This is a genomic window from Streptomyces sp. NPDC003300 (assembly GCF_040610915.1).
GTDB lineage: Bacteria > Actinomycetota > Actinomycetes > Streptomycetales > Streptomycetaceae > Actinacidiphila.
The window spans coordinates 24,874-42,284 of record NZ_JBEXNE010000037.1 but is presented as its reverse complement, the minus strand read 5'-3'; the positions used below and the strand labels follow the sequence as shown (position 1 = coordinate 42,284).

Genomic DNA, 17,411 nt, shown 5'->3' with positions numbered 1-17,411 from the left:
CGCGCAGTTCCCCGCGCCCCTCAAAAGACCGGCGCCACCACCACGTGCACGACCACGTGCGCTCACTCCACGCGGCCGAGAGCCCCGTCAGGGGCGCGGGGAACTGCGCGACAAGCCACGACGAGCCGTCGTGCGCAGACGACAGGTACAGCCCCCTCCAGGGGCGCGGGGAACCTGCGCGACAAGCCACGACGAGCCGTCGTGCGCAGACGACAGGTACAGCCCCCTCCAGGGGCGCGGGGAACCTGCGCGACGAGGTACGACGAGCCCGTCGCGGGACAGGGGCCGTTCGGGGCGGTCAACCGGGTCACCGGGAACGTGGGGAACCCCCGGCGGAGCTGGTCAGCCGATGTTGGGGGGGTCCATGCGGACGTGGACCGGGTCGGAGGCGCCACGGGTGGCGCGAGCGATCTGGGCCTCTTTGAGGGCGGCGGCGAGGGCGGAGCCGGTGCCGGGGGGCACGCGGAGCAGAAGCCGTTCCCACTGCTCGCCGGGCGGCGGCTCTCCGTGGCGGCGGGTGCGGCCGGGGCCGGACGTGGGGACGGGCAGGGGCACGGGCCCGAGCTGGTCGGTACCCGGCGGGAGCCGCAAGGTGTCGAGGAGGTCGACCACGGCGGCCGGGGGCCCGACGACCGAGGCCATCCGGGAGACCGGCGGAAAGCGCAGCTCGGCGCGTTCGGCCAGCTCGCGCAGGGCGTGCCCGGCGGGGTCCCAGCGGACGAGGGCCTGGACGGGCCGCAGGGTCGGCTCGCCGAGGATGACGACGGTGCCGCCCTCGCCCGCGGGCCGTACGAGGGCGGCGGCGTGCGCCCAGCGCCGGAGCGCCTCCTCCCCGGCGCGCAGGTCGGGCCGGTTCAGCAGCGCCCAGCCGTCGAGCAGCAGGGCCGCCGCGTAGCCGGTGTCGGCGACGGGTTCGGCGCCGGGGGTGGCGATGACCAGCGCGGGGGCCGCGCCGACCGAGGCGAGGACGGTGTCGCGCCCCGAGGTGCGTACCGGCACTTTGGGGAAGGCGCGCCCCAGTTCCTCGGCCGTGCGCCGCGCGCCCACGATCTGGGCGCGCAGCCGGAAGCCGCCGCATTCGGGACAGTGCCAGTCGGCGGCGGGCCGCCCGCACCAGCCGCAGTGCGGGGTGCCGCCCTGCTCGCGGACTTCGAGCGGCCCGGCGCAGGCGGTGCACCGGGCGGGTTCGCGGCAGTTGTCGCAGGCGAGCCGGGGTACGTAGCCGCGGCGCGGCACCTGGACGAGGACCGGGCCGCGCGCCAGCGCCTCCCGCGTGACCTGCCAGGCGATCGACGGCAGCCGGGCGGCGCGCGCGGCCTCGTCCCTGGCCTGGTCGCCGTCGCCGACCGTGCGGATCAGCGGCGCCGCCGCCCGTACCTCGTCCCGGCCGGCCGCCAGCGGCAGCGCCCAGCCGCTGTCCACGAGCTGGGCCGCCTCGACGGTGCTGGTGAGGCCGCCGAGCAGGAACGCGGTCCGTTCCTCGGCGGCGCGCAGCAGCAGGACGTCACGGGCGTGCGGCTGCGGGGCGTGCGGCTCGGCGTGGCTGGAGTCGCCGTCGTCCCAGAGCGCGACGAGGCCGAGGTCGGTGACGGGCGCGAACATCGCGGCGCGGGTGCCGACGACGGCCCGTACCGTGCCGCGGCTGACGGCCAGCCACCGCCGGTACCGCTCCTCGGGGCCCGCGTCGGCGGTGAGCAGGACGTGGCGGCCCTCGCCGAGCAGTTCGGTCAGCGCCGCGTCGACCCGGGCGGCGGACCGGCCGTCGGGCAGTACGGCCAGGGCGCCGCGGCCAGAGGCGAGGGTGGTGGCGACGGCCACCGCCAGTTCGCGCGGCCAGTGCGGTCCGGGCAGCGCGAGCCAGACCGCGCGGGGCGTGTCGCCGCGGGCCAGCGCCTGGAGGTACGCGGGGCCCGTCGCGTACCGCTGCCAGCTCCCCGGCTCCGGCGCCGCCGGGTCCGGCAGCGGTCCCGGTGACGGGTCGCGCTCGGCGCGGGCCATCCTGGGCGGTACGGCGAGCTGGACGACGTCGGCGAGCGCTCCGGCGTACCGGTCAGCGACCTGGCGGCACAGCTTCAGCAGCGGCGGGGTCAGCACCTGCTCGGTCGACAGCACCTGCGCGAGCGGGGCGAGGGGGCCGCGGAAGTCGCTCTCGGCCCGCCGTTCGACGATGAAGCCGTCGTGCAGCGAGCCGCCTTCTCTCCTGCCCTTCACCACGCGCGCCCCGAAGCGGACCCTGACCCGTACGCCGGGTCTGGCCTCCTCGTCCATGGCCGCCGGCACCGCGTAGTCGAAGAACTGGTCCAGGTGCAGCAGCCCCTTGTCGACCAGCACCCGTGCCACCGGCAGCCCTTCGGCGAGGGCCGCCCCGCGCCATGTGCGCGGCTTGGCCTTGGGCTCCTTCGCCTTCTTGACGGTCTCCCGAATGAGCGCGAGCTGCTCCCCTGCGGGGGGCTCGGCGTCCTGACCGTTCTCGCTGCTCACCTTGCGATTCTTACAGACCCCTCGGACACACTCGCGCCGCCGCGAGACGGCGCCCCCATACCGGGGCGGGGGCGCCGTACGGACTTAGAGCCCGGCGGCCGCGCGCAGGGCGTCGACGCGGTCCGTCCGCTCCCAGGTGAAGTCCTCCAGCTCGCGGCCGAAGTGGCCGTAGGCGGCGGTCTGGGCGTAGATCGGGCGGAGCAGGTCGAGGTCGCGGATGATCGCGGCGGGCCGCAGGTCGAAGACCTGGCTGATGGCCTGCTCGATCTTCTCGACGTCGACGCTCGCGGTGCCGAAGGTCTCGACGAAGAGACCGACGGGCTCGGCCTTGCCGATGGCGTAGGCGACCTGGACCTCGCAGCGCGCGGCGAGCCCGGCGGCGACGACGTTCTTGGCGACCCAGCGCATGGCGTAGGCGGCGGAGCGGTCGACCTTGGACGGGTCCTTGCCCGAGAAGGCGCCGCCGCCGTGGCGGGCCATGCCGCCGTAGGTGTCGATGATGATCTTGCGGCCGGTGAGCCCGGCGTCACCCATGGGGCCGCCGATCTCGAAGCGGCCGGTGGGGTTGACCAGCAGCTTGTAGCCGTCGGTGTCGAGCTTGATGCCGTCGTCGAGCAGGGCCTTCAGCTCGACCTCGACGACGAATTCCCGGATGTCGGGCGCGAGCAGCGACTCCAGGTCGATGTCGGAGGCGTGCTGCGAGGAGACCACGACGGTGTCGAGGCGGACGGCCTTGTCGCCGTCGTACTCGATGGTGACCTGGGTCTTGCCGTCCGGGCGCAGGTACGGGATCTGGCCGTTCTTGCGGACCTCGGTCAGCCGCCTGGACAGGCGGTGGGCGAGCGTGATCGGCAGCGGCATCAGCTCGGGCGTCTCGTCGGACGCGTAGCCGAACATCAGGCCCTGGTCGCCCGCGCCCTGCTTGTTCAGGTCGTCGTCGGTCGCGGCGGAACCCGCGACGCGCTTCTCGTACGCGGTGTCGACACCCTGTGCGATGTCAGGGGACTGCGCGCCGATGGACACCGAGACGCCGCAGGAGGCGCCGTCGAAGCCCTTCTTGGAGGAGTCGTAGCCGATCTCCAGGATCTTGTTGCGCACCAGGGTGGCGATATCGGCGTAGGCGGTGGTCGTGACCTCGCCCGCGATATGCACCTGACCGGTGGTGATCAGCGTCTCGACGGCGACCCGGGAGTGCGGGTCGGCCTTGAGGAGGGCGTCGAGGATGGTGTCGCTGATCTGGTCAGCGATCTTGTCTGGGTGTCCCTCGGTGACGGACTCCGAGGTGAACAGGCGGCGGGACACATCGCTCCCTGGGGTTGCAGCGGCTGCTGGCTGAATCTGGGCGGAGTGCGCAGGGCTGCGCCCGGCACTCCACTGCAAGCTTATAGTCCGCCGCCGCGGACGTGACACGGCATCTCGACCTTTGGATTCGTGGCGGAACGCGTCATCACGCGTCCACCCGAGTGTCGCTTTCCGGCAATCTCGCGCCGACAAGATCCCACACCCGGTCCGCGAGATCCTCCTTGGGCCCGTACGGTACGGGGGTCTCGCTGCCGTCGGCGCCCAGTACCACAGCCTCGTTCTCCTCGGTGCCGAACGCCTTGCCGTCACCCACTTCGTTGACGACGAGCAGATCACAACCCTTTCGGGTGAGCTTGGCGCGTCCGTTGACGAGGACGTCGTCGGTCTCGGCGGCGAAGCCGACGACGAGCTGTCCCGGCCGGGCGCGGTGCGCGGAGATCTCGGCGAGGATGTCGGCGTTGCGGACCAGGGTGATCGGCGCGGGCTCCTGGTCGTCCTTCTTCTTGATCTTGCCCGCCGCGTACCGCGCGGGGCGGAAGTCCGCGACGGCGGCGGCCATCACCACCACGTCGGCGTCGGCGGCGGCCTTGAGCACCGCTTCCCTGAGCTGTTCCGCGGTGCCGACGGTGACGACGTCGGCGCCGGCCGGGTCGGGGAGCCCGGTGTTGGCCGCGAGGAGGGTGACCCGGGCGCCGCGCGCCACGGCGGTACGGGCCAGCGCGTAGCCCTGCTTGCCGGAGGAGCGGTTGCCGAGGTAGCGGACCGGGTCGAGGGGTTCGCGGGTACCGCCCGCGCTGATCACCACATGGCGTCCGGCCAGGTCCCGCTCGGCGGGTCCCCGGCGCAGCACGCGGCGGCAGACCTCGTAGATCTCGGCGGGGTCGGGCAGCCGTCCCTTGCCGGTGTCGACGCCGGTCAGCCTGCCGACGGCGGGTTCGATGACGACGCAGCCCCGGCGCCGCAGGGTGGCGACGTTCTCCCGGGTGGCCGGGTGCTCCCACATCTCGGTGTGCATCGCGGGGGCGAAGACCACCGGGCAGCGGGCGGTCAGCAGGGTGTTGGTGAGCAGGTCGTCGGCGAGGCCGTGGGCGGCCTTGGCGAGCAGGTCGGCGGTGGCGGGGGCGACCACGACGAGGTCGGCGTGCTGGCCGATCCGTACGTGCGGGACCTCGTGGACGTCGTCCCAGACGCGGGTGGAGACCGGGTTGCCGGACAGCGCCGACCAGGTGGCCTCGCCGACGAAGTGCAGCGCGGACTCGGTGGGCACCACCCGCACGCCGTGCCCCGACTCGGTGAGCCGCCGCAGCAGCTCGCACGCCTTGTAGGCGGCGATGCCGCCGCTCACACCCAGCACGACCTGTGGTTTCGCCATCGTGTCTCCCGACCCGAGATCCGTCGTCCGAACCGTCCTGCGACCTGTCCCGCGACCCGTTCCGCGCGGGTCACCTGACACGTCCCATGACACACCACGGGCCCGGCGGTCGCTCCGCCGGGCCCGTGCTGAAACGCGTGTGGATGTGTGCTGGCGTCAGTGCGCGGGTGCCTCGACCGCTTCGGAGGTCAGCAGACCCGCGTTGATCTCGCGCAGCGCGATGGAGAGCGGCTTCTCGTGCACGTGGGTGTCCACGAGCGGGCCGACGTACTCCAGCAGGCCCTCACCGAGCTGGGAGTAGTACGCGTTGATCTGGCGCGCGCGCTTGGCGGCGTAGATCACCAGGCTGTACTTCGAATCGGTGGCTTCGAGCAGCTCGTCAATCGGAGGATTGATGATGCCCTCGGGCGTGGTGATGGAAGAGGACACGCTCTACCTACCCCTACTACTGATGGAAAACGGAAAAGACTGAGTCAGCTCAGTCAATCTGCATCAAGGCTAGCAGCTCACGCGCTACAGCCTCGACCGAGGTGTTGACAAGGGTCACGTCGAACTCGGCCTCGGCGGCCAGTTCGACCTTGGCCGCGCTCAGCCGTTCCTCGATCACCTCGGGCGATTCGGTGCCGCGCCCGGTGAGGCGGCGGACCAGTTCCTCCCAGCTCGGCGGCGCGAGGAAGACCAGGCGCGCCTCGGGCATCGACTCGCGGACCAGCCGGGCGCCCTGGAGGTCGATCTCCAGCAGCACGGGCTCGCCCGCGCCGAGCTTGTCGAGCACGGCCGCGCGGGGCGTGCCGTAGCGGTTCCCGGCGAATTCGGCCCACTCCAGCAGTTCGCCGTTGGCGACGAGCTTGTCGAACTCGTCGTCGTCCACGAAGTAGTACTGGACACCGTGCTGCTCGCCGGGGCGCGGCTTGCGCGTGGTGGCGGAGACCGACAGCCAGACGTCGGGGTGCACCGTGCGCAGGTGGGCGACGACCGTGCTCTTGCCGACCCCTGAGGGGCCGGAGAGCACGGTCAGTCGCGGGTGTCTGTCCGGGGGGGCCGGAGTGGCCCCCTGCGAAGCGAGGGGGCGGGCCGCCCCCCGGGAGACTGTAGAACTCATGGAGCGATTATCCCTGGTTCCCGGAGGTGCTGGTGCCGCGGCGGGGCAAAGCTTGCCGGGGGCACGCGGACCGTCAGGCGGAGGCGCCGCCGAACTCGCGCTCCAGGGACGCGATCTGGTTCGAGCCCAGACCACGGACGCGCCGGCTCTCGGAGATCCCGAGCCGCTCCATGATCTGCTTGGCGCGCACCTTGCCGACGCCGGGCAGGGACTCCAGGAGAGCGGAGACCTTCATCTTGCCGATGACGTCGTTCTCCTGGCCCTGCTTGATGACCTCGTGCAGAGAGGCGCCGGAGTGCTTGAGCCGGTTCTTGACCTCGGCGCGCTCCCGGCGAGCCGCGGCGGCCTTTTCGAGCGCGGCAGCGCGCTGTTCAGGGGTAAGGGGCGGAAGAGCCACGCCTACGTCACCTCGGATGTAGAGCAATCGGATATGGACCGTGTGGTGGAGCACACTCCCCCCGCGTTTACGGGGCGAGAAGCGACGCGAGTGAACGTCGCCGCTCCTGTCGGAGACTAGCGGTCCGAACGGCTCAAGTCAGCGAGAACAGACGAAAAGTCCTGGTCAGACTCGATCCAGCGGGATATTTGGGGCAAAGCGGAACAGGTTTCTGCGTCAATTCGTTCGGTGGTTGAATCTGAACCTTCTTTTTGACGTTTAAACAGCGCGCGACCGGCCCCATCAGGGGCGCGACCGGGGCAACGTTTTGGGGTCCGTCCGGGCCCCGGAGGACCCGGACTCCCCTGCCGCGCACCGTCGTTGGGCCGCCTACCCCCGACCGGTACGGCTACCCGCCCGAGACCGCCGCGCGCACCTCGTCGGTGAAGCGCGCCGCCGCCTCGCGCAGTCCCGCCGCGTCGGGTCCGTGCCGCAGCACGTCCCGGCTGACGCTGGGCACCACATTGGCCACCGCGGAGCCGAACAGCGCCGGCAGTCCCGCGGGCGTGGCGCCCTGCGCCCCGATGCCGGGCGCCAGCAGCGGCCCGTTGATGTCGAGATCCGCGCCCGCCTCCGACAGCGTCGCGCCGACCACCGCGCCGACCGAACCCAGCGGCGTCACACCCGCGTTCTCGGCCGCCATGTGGTCGAGCATCACCTGCGCGACGGACGCGCCGCCCGCCGCCGTCGCCCGCTGCACCTCCGCGCCCTCCGGGTTGGAGGTCAGGGCGAGGACGAAGACCCCGGACCCCGAGATCCGCGCCGCGTCCAGCGCGGGCCGCAGCGACTCGAAGCCGAGATAGGGGCTGACCGTGACCGCGTCGGAGAACAGCGGCGAGTCCTTGTCCAGATACGTGGCGGCGTACGCGGCCATCGTCGAGCCGATGTCGCCGCGCTTGGCGTCCATCAGCACCAGGACGCCCGCGGCCCGCGCCTCGGCGACCGCCCGCTCCAGTACGGCGATACCGCGCGAGCCGAAGCGCTCGAAGAACGCCGACTGCGGTTTGAGGACCGCCGTACGGTCGGCCAGCGCCTCGACCACGGTCATCGTGAAGCGTTCGAGACCGGCCACGTCGTCGTTGAGACCCCACGCGGTGAGCAGCGCGGCGTGCGGGTCGATGCCGACGCAGAGCTGTCCGCGGGTGTCCATGGCCCGGCGCAGCCGCGCGCCGAAGGGTTCGAGTTCCACCTGCGGCGGGGTCGGGGTCATACCGGCACCTTCCGTGTGTCGGCGCCGACGGCGTCGGCGAGCGTGGCGTACGGGCTGGTGGCCAGGCGGGCGGCCAGGCCCTTGTGGACCGCGCGCATCCAGAAGGGGCCCTGGTAGATGAAGGCGCTGTAGCCCTGCACCAGGGTGGCGCCCGCGAGAATCCGCTGCCAGGCGTCCTCCGCGTCGCGGATGCCGCCGACGCCGACCAGCGTGATCCGGTCGCCGACCCGCGCGTACAGCCTGCGCAGCACCTCCAGGGAGCGGTCGCCCAGCGGCGCGCCGGACAGCCCGCCGGTCTCCGCGGTCAGCCGGGGGTCGGACGCCAGGCCGAGGCCGTCCCTGGCGATGGTGGTGTTGGTGGCGATGATGCCGTCGAGGCCCAGTTCCACGGCGAGGTCGGCGACGGCGTCCACGTCCTCGTCCGCCAGGTCGGGCGCGATCTTGACCAGCAGCGGCACGCGGCGGTCGGTCACCGTACGGTCGGCGGCCTCGCGTACCGCCGCCAGCAGCGGGCGCAGGGCGGCGGTCGCCTGGAGATTGCGCAGTCCCGGCGTGTTCGGCGAGGACACGTTGACCACCAGGTAGTCGGCGTGCGCGGCCAGCCGCTCGGTGGACGTCACGTAGTCGCCCGCCGCCGCCTCCTCCGGGACCGTCTTGGTCTTGCCGATGTTGACGCCGACGGTGGTACGGAAGACCGGTCGCCGGGCGGCGAGCCGGTCCGCGACGGCGGCGGACCCGTCGTTGTTGAAGCCCATCCGGTTGATCAGCGCGCTGTCGGCGACCAGCCGGAACAGCCGGGGCCGCGGATTGCCGGACTGGCCCTGCGCGGTGACCGTGCCGATCTCGACGTGGTCGAAGCCGAGCATGGCCATCGCGTCGATGGCGACCGCGTTCTTGTCGAACCCGGCCGCCAGCCCGAACGGGCCGTGCATCCGCAGGCCCAGGGCCTCGGTACGCAGCGACGCGTAGCGCGGCGCGAGCGCCGCCGCGACGAAGGTGCGCAGGACGGGGATCCGCGCCACCAGCCGGATCCACCGGAAGGCCAGGTGATGGGCGCTCTCGGCGTCCATGCGCCGGAAGAAGAGCCGGAAGAAGAGGTGGTACATCGTGTAGCGGTCATCTCCTCGGAGGGGGATGCGCCCCGGAAGGGGCGCGGGGAACTGCGCGCACAGCGGGCGCCGGGCCGCAGCTCACCCCTCGCGCGCCGCGATCAGATGCCGCGCGTGCTCCTGCAAGGAGCGCACCCCGATGTCGCCGCGCGTCAAGGCGTCGATGCCCTGGACGGCCGCGGCGAGCGCCTGGACCGTGGTCAGGCAGGGGATGCCGCGGGCGACGGCGGCGGTGCGGATGTCGTAGCCGTCGAGGCGTCCGCCGGTGCCGAAGGGGGTGTTGACGATGAGGTCGACCTCGCCCTCGTGGATGAGGGTGACCACGGTCGGCTCGCCCTCGGGCCCCACGCCCTCGCTCTGCTTGCGCACGACCCGCGCCTCGATGCCGTTGCGCCGCAGGACTTCCGCGGTGCCCGAGGTGGCCAGCAGTTCGAAGCCGTGCTCGATCAGCGCGCGGGCCGGGAAGATCAGCGCGCGCTTGTCGCGGTTGGCGACCGAGATGAAGGCGCGGCCCTTGGTGGGCAGCGCGCCGTACGCCCCGGCCTGCGACTTGGCGTACGCGGTGCCGAAGACCGCGTCGATGCCCATGACCTCGCCGGTGGAGCGCATCTCCGGGCCGAGGATGGTGTCGACGCCCCGGCCCTGCATGTCGCGGAACCGCGACCAGGGCAGCACCGCTTCCTTGACGGAGATCGGCGCGTCCAGCGGCAGGGTGCCGCCGTCGCCCGTCGTCGGCAGCAGGCCCTCGGCGCGCAGTTCCGCGACGGTGGCGCCGAGCGAGATCCGCGCGGCGGCCTTGGCCAGCGGCACCGCGGTCGCCTTGGAGGTGAAGGGGACGGTACGGGAGGCGCGCGGGTTGGCCTCCAGTACGTAGAGGATGTCCCCGGCGAGCGCGAACTGGATGTTGATCAGGCCGCGTACGCCGACTCCGGCGGCGATGGCCTCGGTGGAGGCGCGCAGCCGCTTGATGTCGTGGCCGCCGAGCGTGATCGGCGGCAGGGCGCACGCGGAGTCGCCGGAGTGGATGCCGGCTTCCTCGATGTGCTCCATGACGCCGCCGAGGTACAGCTCGTGGCCGTCGTAGAGCGCGTCCACGTCGATCTCGATGGCGTCGTCGAGGAAGCGGTCGACGAGCACGGGGCGGTCGGGGCTGATCTCGGTGGACTCGGCGATGTAGGAGGCGAGCCGGGTCTCGTCGTAGACGATCTCCATGCCGCGCCCGCCGAGCACGTACGAGGGGCGGACGAGCACCGGGTAGCCGATCTCGTCGGCGATGGCCTTGGCGCCGTCGAAGGTGACGGCGGTGCCGTGCTTGGGCGCGGGCAGTCCGGCGGCGGCCAGCACGCGGCCGAAGGCGCCGCGGTCCTCGGCGAGGTGGATCGCCTCGGGCGAGGTGCCGACGACCGGCACCCCGTTGTCCTTGAGGGCCTGCGCCAGGCCGAGCGGGGTCTGGCCGCCGAGCTGCACGATGACACCGGCGACCGGGCCCGCGAGCGTTTCGGCGTGCACGATCTCCAGGACGTCCTCCAGGGTGAGCGGCTCGAAGTAGAGCCGGTCGGAGGTGTCGTAGTCGGTGGAGACGGTCTCCGGGTTGCAGTTGACCATCACGGTCTCGTACCCGGCGTCGTGCAGCGCGAAGGAGGCGTGGACGCAGGAGTAGTCGAACTCGATGCCCTGGCCGATCCGGTTGGGCCCGGAGCCGAGGATGATCACGGCGGCCTTCTCGCGCGGCGCGACCTCGCTCTCCTCGTCGTAGGACGAGTAGAAGTACGGGGTGTCGGCGGCGAATTCGGCGGCGCAGGTGTCGACGGTCTTGTAGACCGGGCGGATGCCGAGCGCGTGCCTGACCTCGCGGACGACGTCCTCGCGCAGCGAGCGGATGCCGGCGATCTGGGCGTCGGAGAAGCCGTGCCGCTTGGCGTCGGCGAGCAGTTCGGGGTCGAGGCGGTCGGCCGCGGCCAGTTCGACGGCGTACTCGTGGATCAGGAAGAGCTGGTCCACGAACCAGGGGTCGATCTTCGTGGCGTCGAAGACCTCTTCCGGGGTGGCCCCGGCGCGGATCGCGGTCATGACGGTGTTGATCCGGCCGTCGGTGGGGACGGCGGCGGTGGCCAGCAGCGCTTCCTTGTCCGCGGCGGAGACCGGGGTCACGAAGTCGAACTGCGAGCCCTTCTTCTCCAGCGAGCGCAGCGCCTTGTTGAGCGCCTCGGTGAAGTTGCGGCCGATGGCCATGGCCTCGCCGACCGACTTCATGGTGGTGGTGAGGGTGGCGTCGGCGGCCGGGAACTTCTCGAAGGCGAAGCGCGGCACCTTGACGACGACGTAGTCCAGCGTCGGTTCGAAGGACGCGGGGGTCTTCTCGGTGATGTCGTTGGGGATCTCGTCGAGCGTGTAGCCGACGGCCAGGCGGGCGGCGATCTTCGCGATCGGGAAGCCGGTGGCCTTGGAGGCGAGCGCGGAGGAGCGGGAGACGCGCGGGTTCATCTCGATGACGATGACCCGGCCGTCCTCGGGGTTGACCGCGAACTGGATGTTGCAGCCGCCGGTGTCGACGCCGACCTCGCGGATGACGGCGATGCCGATGTCCCGCAGGATCTGGTACTCGCGGTCGGTGAGGGTCATCGCGGGCGCGACGGTGATGGAGTCGCCGGTGTGCACGCCCATCGGGTCGAAGTTCTCGATGGAGCAGACGACCACGACGTTGTCGTGCTTGTCGCGCATCAGCTCCAGCTCGTACTCCTTCCAGCCGAGGATGGACTCCTCCAGGAGCACCTCGGTGGTCGGCGAGAGGGTCAGGCCCTGCCCTGCGATGCGGCGCAGTTCGTCCTCGTCGTGCGCGAAGCCGGAGCCCGCGCCGCCCATGGTGAAGGAGGGGCGGACGACGACGGGGTAGCCGCCGAGGGTGTCGACGCCCGCGAGCACGTCGTCCATGGTGTGGCAGATCACCGAGCGGGCGGAGTCGCCGTAGCCGATCTTCGCCTTGACGGCCTCGACGACGCCCTTGAACAGGTCGCGGTCCTCGCCCTTGTTGATCGCCTCGACGTTGGCGCCGATCAGCTCGACGCCGTACTTGGTGAGGACGCCGTTGTCGTGCAGCGAGATCGCGGTGTTGAGCGCGGTCTGGCCGCCGAGGGTGGGCAGCAGCGCGTCGGGGCGCTCCTTGGCGATGATCTTCTCGACGAATTCCGGGGTGATCGGCTCGACGTACGTGGCGTCGGCGATCTCCGGGTCGGTCATGATCGTGGCGGGGTTGGAGTTGACGAGGATGACCCGCAGGCCCTCGGACTTGAGGACCCGGCACGCCTGGGTGCCTGAGTAGTCGAACTCGGCGGCCTGGCCGATGACGATCGGGCCGGAGCCGATGACCAGGACGGACTGGATATCGGTGCGCTTAGGCACGCTGGCCCTCCATCAGGGAAACGAAGCGGTCGAACAGGTAGGCGGCGTCGTGCGGTCCCGCCGCCGCCTCCGGGTGGTACTGGACGCTGAAGGCGGGCCGGTCGAGCAGCCGCAGACCCTCCACCACGTCGTCGTTGAGGCAGACATGGCTGACCTCGGCGCGGCCGTACGGGGTGTCGCTGACCCGGTCGCGCGGCGCGTCCACGGCGAAGCCGTGGTTGTGCGCGGTGACCTCGACCTTGCCGGTGCCGCGGTCCTGCACCGGCTGGTTGATGCCGCGGTGGCCGTACTTGAGCTTGTACGTGCCGAAGCCGAGCGCCCGGCCGAGGAGCTGGTTGCCGAAGCAGATGCCGAACAGCGGGGTCCCGCGCTCCAGGACGGCCTGGATGACGGTGAGGTCGGCGGTGGCCGGGTCGCCGGGGCCGTTGGACAGGAAGACGCCGTCGGGCGCGACCGCGTAGACGTCCTCGACACTCGCGTTCGCGGGCAGGACGTGCACCTCGATGCCGCGCTCGGCCATCCGGTGCGGGGTCATGCCCTTGATGCCGAGGTCGAGGGCGGCGACGGTGAAGCGCTTCTCCCCGATCGCCGGGACGACGTAGGTCTGCCGGGTGGCGACCTCGGCGGACAGGTCGGCGCCGGTCATCTCGGGGGCCTGCCGGACCCTGGCGAGCAGCGTGCCGTCGTCGGCCAGTGCCTCGCCGGAGAAGATGCCGACCCGCATGGCGCCGCGTTCGCGCAGGTGGCGGGTGAGGGCGCGGGTGTCGATGCCGCTGATGCCGACCACGCCCTGGGTGGTCAGCTCCTCGTCGAGCGAGCGCCGCGAGCGCCAGTTGGACGGGGTGCGGGCGGGGTCGCGTACGACGTAGCCGGACACCCAGATGCGGGACGACTCGGCGTCCTCGTCGTTGACGCCGGTGTTGCCGACGTGCGGGGCGGTCATGACGACGACCTGGCGGTGGTACGAGGGGTCGGTGAGCGTTTCCTGGTAGCCGGTCATACCGGTGGAGAAGACGGCCTCGCCGAAGGTCTCCCCCACCGCCCCGTAGGCACGGCCGCGGAAGGTGCGGCCGTCCTCCAGGACGAGTACGGCGGGTGCGGTGGCCGCCCGGACGGAGGTCGTCATTGTGCGCCTTCCTTCTTTGCCTGTTGTTCGGCCGGGCCGACGCCCGGTGTGTGGTCCGCGAAGGCGACGTCCGCCGCCCGTCGGCCGGGGGCGTCCTCGCCGCCGCTGACGCGGTTGATCTCCGCGACCCAGGCCGGGTGCTGCGCGGCGTGGTCGGCGCGGAAGCCGGAGTCGATGAGGGTGCCGCCGTGCTCCCAGGTGACGACCAGCAGGCCGCCTTCGGTGAGGACCTTGCCCGCGATGCCCTTGTCGAGGCGGGCGCCGCGCAGGGCGGCGGCGGGGACGAAGAAGCCGGGGGCGCCGACGCGGTCGGCGTCCAGGCCCTCCTCGGTGAGGGTGAGCGTCACTTTGCTGCGTACGCCGAGGCCGTGGGCGACGATCCGGTCCAGCCACTGCCCCGCGGTGGTGCTGCCGTGGTAGCGGCCGTCGAATTCCAGGAGCGGTTCGCCGGTCTCCTCGGGGGCCTGCGGGAGTGCGGGCAGGCCGCCCTGGAGGGTGCGGCGCCACTGCCAGCCCTGGCGCATCAGCCAGTACAGCAGGCCGACGAACAGGGCGAGGCCGACGATCCAGCCGATCCGGTCGGTCCAGTCGGTGACCTTCGCCGAGTGCTTGTCCGCGGCCCGCGCCGTACCGGCCGCCAGCAGTGTCAGAGGTGTCACGTGAGCTTCCCGTCCATGACCGTCGCCTGGCCCCGCAGGAAGGTGGCGTGCACCCGGCCCGGCAGTTCGCGTCCCTCGTAGGGGGTGTTGCGACTGCGGGAGGCGAAGCCCGCGGGATTGACCACCCCACGGTATGCGGGATCGACCAGGACGAGGTTGGCGGGCTCGCCCTCGGCGAGCGGCCGTCCGTGGCCCGCGAGCCGTCCGATGACGGCGGGCCTGGCCGACATGCGGTCGGCGACGCCCGCCCAGTCCAGCAGTCCGGTGTCGACCATGGTGTGCTGCACGACGGACAGCGCGGTCTCCAGGCCCACCATGCCCATGGCGGCGGCGGCCCACTCGCAGTCCTTGTCCTCGTGCGGGTGCGGTGCGTGGTCGGTGGCCACACAGTCGATGGTGCCGTCGGCCAGTGCCTCGCGCAGCGCGAGCACGTCCGCCTCGGTGCGCAGCGGCGGGTTGACCTTGTAGACCGGGTTGTACGTACGCACCAGCTCGTCGGTGAGCAGCAGGTGGTGGGGGGTGACCTCGGCGGTGACGTCCCAGCCCTTGGACTTGGCCCAGCGGACGAGTTCGACGGAGCCCGCGGTGGACAGGTGGCAGATGTGCACGCGGGAGCCGACGTGCGCGGCGAGCAGGATGTCGCGGGCGATGATCGACTCCTCGGCGACGGCGGGCCAGCCGGTCAGGCCCAGTTCGCCGGAGACGGTGCCCTCGTTCATCTGGGCGCCCTCGGTGAGCCGGGGCTCCTGCGCGTGCTGGGCGACGACGCCGTCGAACGCCTTCACGTACTCCAGCGCGCGGCGCATGATCACCGCGTCGTCCACGCACTTGCCGTCGTCGGAGAAGACCCGTACCCGGGCGGCCGAGTCGGCCATGGCGCCCAGTTCGGCGAGCTGCTTGCCCTCCAGGCCGACGGTGACGGCGCCGACCGGCTGCACGTCGCAGTAGCCGGACTCCTTGCCGAGCCGCCAGACCTGCTCGACGACGCCCGCGGTGTCGGCGACGGGGAAGGTGTTGGCCATGGCGTGCACGGCGGTGTAGCCGCCGATCGCGGCGGCCCTGGTGCCGGTCAGCACGGTCTCGGAGTCCTCGCGGCCCGGCTCGCGCAGGTGGGTGTGGAGGTCGACCAGGCCGGGCAGCAGGACCATCCGGCCCTCGCCGTCGACCACGGTGGCGTCCTCGGTCCCGTCGCCGGACAGGCCCGCGCCGATAGCGGCGATGGTCTCGCCGTCGATCAGGACGTCCTGCGGCTCGCCGCCCAGTACCTTCGCGCCACGGATCAGGATCTTGCTCATGGTTACTTGCTCTCCTCGGTACGGGCGGGGCCGGTCGTCGCGGGTGCGGTCTCGGGGACGGGCGCGGTGGTGGCGATGGCCGGTTCCGAGCCGCCGAGCAGCAGGTACAGCACGGCCATCCGGGTGCTGACGCCGTTGGCGACCTGTTCCACGACGGTGCAGCGCGGCGAGTCGGCGACCTCGGCGGTGATCTCCATGCCGCGGTTCATCGGCCCCGGGTGCATGACGATGGCGTGCTCGGGCAGCACCGCCATCCGCAGTCCGTCCACGCCGTAACGCCGGGTGTACTCGCGCTCTGTGGGGAAGAAGGCGGCGTTCATCCGCTCGCTCTGCACGCGCAGCATCATCAGCGCGTCGGTCTTGGCGAGCACCGCGTCGAGGTCGTAGCTGACCTCGCACGGCCACTGCTCGACGCCGATCGGCAGCAGGGTCGGCGGGGCGACCAAGGTGACGCGCGCGCCGAGGGTGTTGAGCAGCAGCACGTTGGAGCGGGCGACCCGGCTGTGCAGGATGTCGCCGACGATGGTGACGCGGCGGCCCTCCAGGTCGCGGCCGACGCCGGACAGGTGGCGGCGCATGGTGAAGGCGTCCAGCAGTGCCTGCGTGGGGTGTTCGTGGGTGCCGTCGCCCGCGTTGACCACCGAGCCGTTGATCCAGCCGGAGGTGGCCAGGCGGTGCGGCGCGCCGGACGAGCCGTGCCGGATGACGACGGCGTCGGCGCCCATCGCCTCCAGGGTCAGCGCGGTGTCCTTGAGGGATTCGCCCTTGGAGACCGAGGAGCCCTTGGCGGAGAAGTTGATGACGTCGGCGGAGAGCCGCTTGGCGGCGGCCTCGAAGGAGATGCGGGTCCGCGTCGAGTCCTCGAAGAAGAGGTTGACGACGGTACGGCCGCGCAGGGTGGGCAGTTTCTTGATGGGCCGGTCGGCGACGCGGGCCATTTCCTCGGCGGTGTCGAGTACGAGGAGGGCGTCGTCGCGGCTGAGGTCGGCGGCCGAGATCAGGTGGCGCTTCATACGGGTCACTCCGGGGGTGCTGGGGCGGGTCAGGGCGCGCGGAAGCACAGGACCCCGGCGGGGGTCCTGTCCTGGGTGCGCTAGTCGTCCGCCGGGAGGCCCTCGCGCGGCGCCGCGTCGTCCCGGTCACGGCGGTCGCGCCGGTCGCGGTCCTTGTCGTCCTTCTGGCCGAGCAGGACGGTGTCGCGGCCGTCCTCCTCGGTGAGCTGGACCTTGACGGTCTCGCGCAGCGAGGTGGGCAGGTTCTTGCCGACGTAGTCGGCCCTGATCGGCAGTTCGCGGTGGCCGCGGTCGACCAGGACCGCGAGCTGTACGGCGCGGGGGCGGCCGATGTCGTTGAGCGCGTCGAGGGCGGCGCGGATGGTGCGGCCGGAGAAGAGCACGTCGTCGACGAGGACGACGAGCCTGCCGTCGATCCCGGTGGCCGGGATCTCGGTGCGGGCCAGCGCGCGCGCCGGGTGCAGCCGCAGGTCGTCGCGGTACATGGTGATGTCGAGGGAGCCGACGGCCGTCGTGCGGCCGGTGATCTCGGCGAGCTTGGCCGCCAGGCGCTGCGCCAGGTAGACGCCGCGGGTCGGGATGCCGAGGAGCACCACGTCGTCCGCGCCCTTGGCGCGTTCCACGATCTCGTGGGCGATACGGGTGAGGACGCGCGCGATGTCGGGTGCTTCGAGCACCGGACGGGCGGGCGCGGGGTTCCACTCGGCGGTATCGCGGTCTTCCGGGGTACTGCGGTCTTCGACCATGGGTCGGGGACCTCCTTCCCCGCCTCACGGGACGGGCATTAAAGGACGTCAGGGGTACGCGGCAACGGTATCAGGTGGCGCAGAGCGCCCAGGTCAGCGACCGATCGGCCCTTTCCGGCTTGACGAGCACGGATTACGCTGCGTAACCTCACAGTGAGTCA

At 71.9% G+C, this 17,411-nt stretch carries 14 protein-coding genes; all 14 read right to left on the bottom strand.

Translation table 11 applies throughout. From position 1 onward, the window contains the following. Positions 1-342: 342 nt before the first annotated feature. A complete protein-coding gene (locus ABZX65_RS33435) occupies positions 343-2,481 on the bottom strand; it encodes a primosomal protein N' (protein WP_355348800.1) in 2,139 nt (712 codons plus the stop codon). Positions 2,482-2,565: 84 nt separating this feature from the next. Further along, a complete protein-coding gene (gene metK / locus ABZX65_RS33430; RefSeq protein ID WP_355348797.1) occupies positions 2,566-3,783 on the bottom strand; it encodes a methionine adenosyltransferase in 1,218 nt (405 codons plus the stop codon). A gap of 145 nt (positions 3,784-3,928) precedes the next feature. Further along, positions 3,929-5,155, bottom strand: coding sequence for a bifunctional phosphopantothenoylcysteine decarboxylase/phosphopantothenate--cysteine ligase CoaBC (coaBC, locus tag ABZX65_RS33425; RefSeq protein ID WP_355348794.1), 1,227 nt, complete (start codon positions 5,153-5,155; stop codon positions 3,929-3,931). 156 nt (positions 5,156-5,311) lie between these two features. Beyond that, positions 5,312-5,584 (bottom strand): DNA-directed RNA polymerase subunit omega, encoded by a 273-nt coding sequence (gene rpoZ / locus ABZX65_RS33420; protein ID WP_033174507.1) that lies wholly within the window; start codon positions 5,582-5,584, stop codon positions 5,312-5,314. Positions 5,585-5,633: 49 nt separating this feature from the next. Then, positions 5,634-6,257: a guanylate kinase gene (gene gmk, locus ABZX65_RS33415; protein ID WP_355348790.1), complete on the bottom strand. Its 624-nt coding sequence runs from the start codon at positions 6,255-6,257 to the stop codon at positions 5,634-5,636. A 73-nt stretch (positions 6,258-6,330) separates the two neighbouring features. After that, positions 6,331-6,654 carry an integration host factor gene (locus ABZX65_RS33410; protein ID WP_093712873.1) on the bottom strand — a complete coding sequence of 108 codons (324 nt, stop codon included), beginning with the start codon at positions 6,652-6,654 and terminating at the stop codon, positions 6,331-6,333. A gap of 388 nt (positions 6,655-7,042) precedes the next feature. Further along, entirely contained in the window at positions 7,043-7,903 is an 861-nt protein-coding gene (gene pyrF / locus ABZX65_RS33405) for an orotidine-5'-phosphate decarboxylase (RefSeq protein ID WP_355348785.1), read from the bottom strand. Beyond that, positions 7,900-9,009, bottom strand: coding sequence for a quinone-dependent dihydroorotate dehydrogenase (locus ABZX65_RS33400; protein ID WP_355348782.1), 1,110 nt, complete (start codon positions 9,007-9,009; stop codon positions 7,900-7,902). The genes pyrF and ABZX65_RS33400 overlap by 4 nt, the downstream gene beginning before the upstream one ends. 84 nt (positions 9,010-9,093) lie before the next feature. Continuing rightward, positions 9,094-12,411, bottom strand: a complete 3,318-nt coding sequence (carB, locus tag ABZX65_RS33395) for a carbamoyl-phosphate synthase large subunit (RefSeq protein ID WP_355348779.1) — start codon at positions 12,409-12,411, stop codon at positions 9,094-9,096. Continuing rightward, positions 12,404-13,537: a glutamine-hydrolyzing carbamoyl-phosphate synthase small subunit gene (gene carA / locus ABZX65_RS33390; protein ID WP_355348776.1), complete on the bottom strand. Its 1,134-nt coding sequence runs from the start codon at positions 13,535-13,537 to the stop codon at positions 12,404-12,406. The genes carB and carA overlap by 8 nt, the downstream gene beginning before the upstream one ends. After that, entirely contained in the window at positions 13,534-14,196 is a 663-nt protein-coding gene (locus tag ABZX65_RS33385; RefSeq protein WP_355348773.1) for a hypothetical protein, read from the bottom strand. The genes carA and ABZX65_RS33385 overlap by 4 nt, the downstream gene beginning before the upstream one ends. Then, positions 14,193-15,491 carry a dihydroorotase gene (locus tag ABZX65_RS33380; protein WP_355348770.1) on the bottom strand — a complete coding sequence of 433 codons (1,299 nt, stop codon included), beginning with the start codon at positions 15,489-15,491 and terminating at the stop codon, positions 14,193-14,195. Before ABZX65_RS33380 ends, ABZX65_RS33385 begins: the two co-directional genes overlap by 4 nt. Before the next feature lie 2 nt (positions 15,492-15,493). Further along, positions 15,494-16,504, bottom strand: coding sequence for an aspartate carbamoyltransferase catalytic subunit (locus ABZX65_RS33375; protein WP_355348767.1), 1,011 nt, complete (start codon positions 16,502-16,504; stop codon positions 15,494-15,496). An 80-nt stretch (positions 16,505-16,584) separates the two neighbouring features. Beyond that, positions 16,585-17,250, bottom strand: coding sequence for a bifunctional pyr operon transcriptional regulator/uracil phosphoribosyltransferase PyrR (gene pyrR / locus ABZX65_RS33370; protein WP_355348764.1), 666 nt, complete (start codon positions 17,248-17,250; stop codon positions 16,585-16,587). Positions 17,251-17,411: the final 161 nt, after the last annotated feature.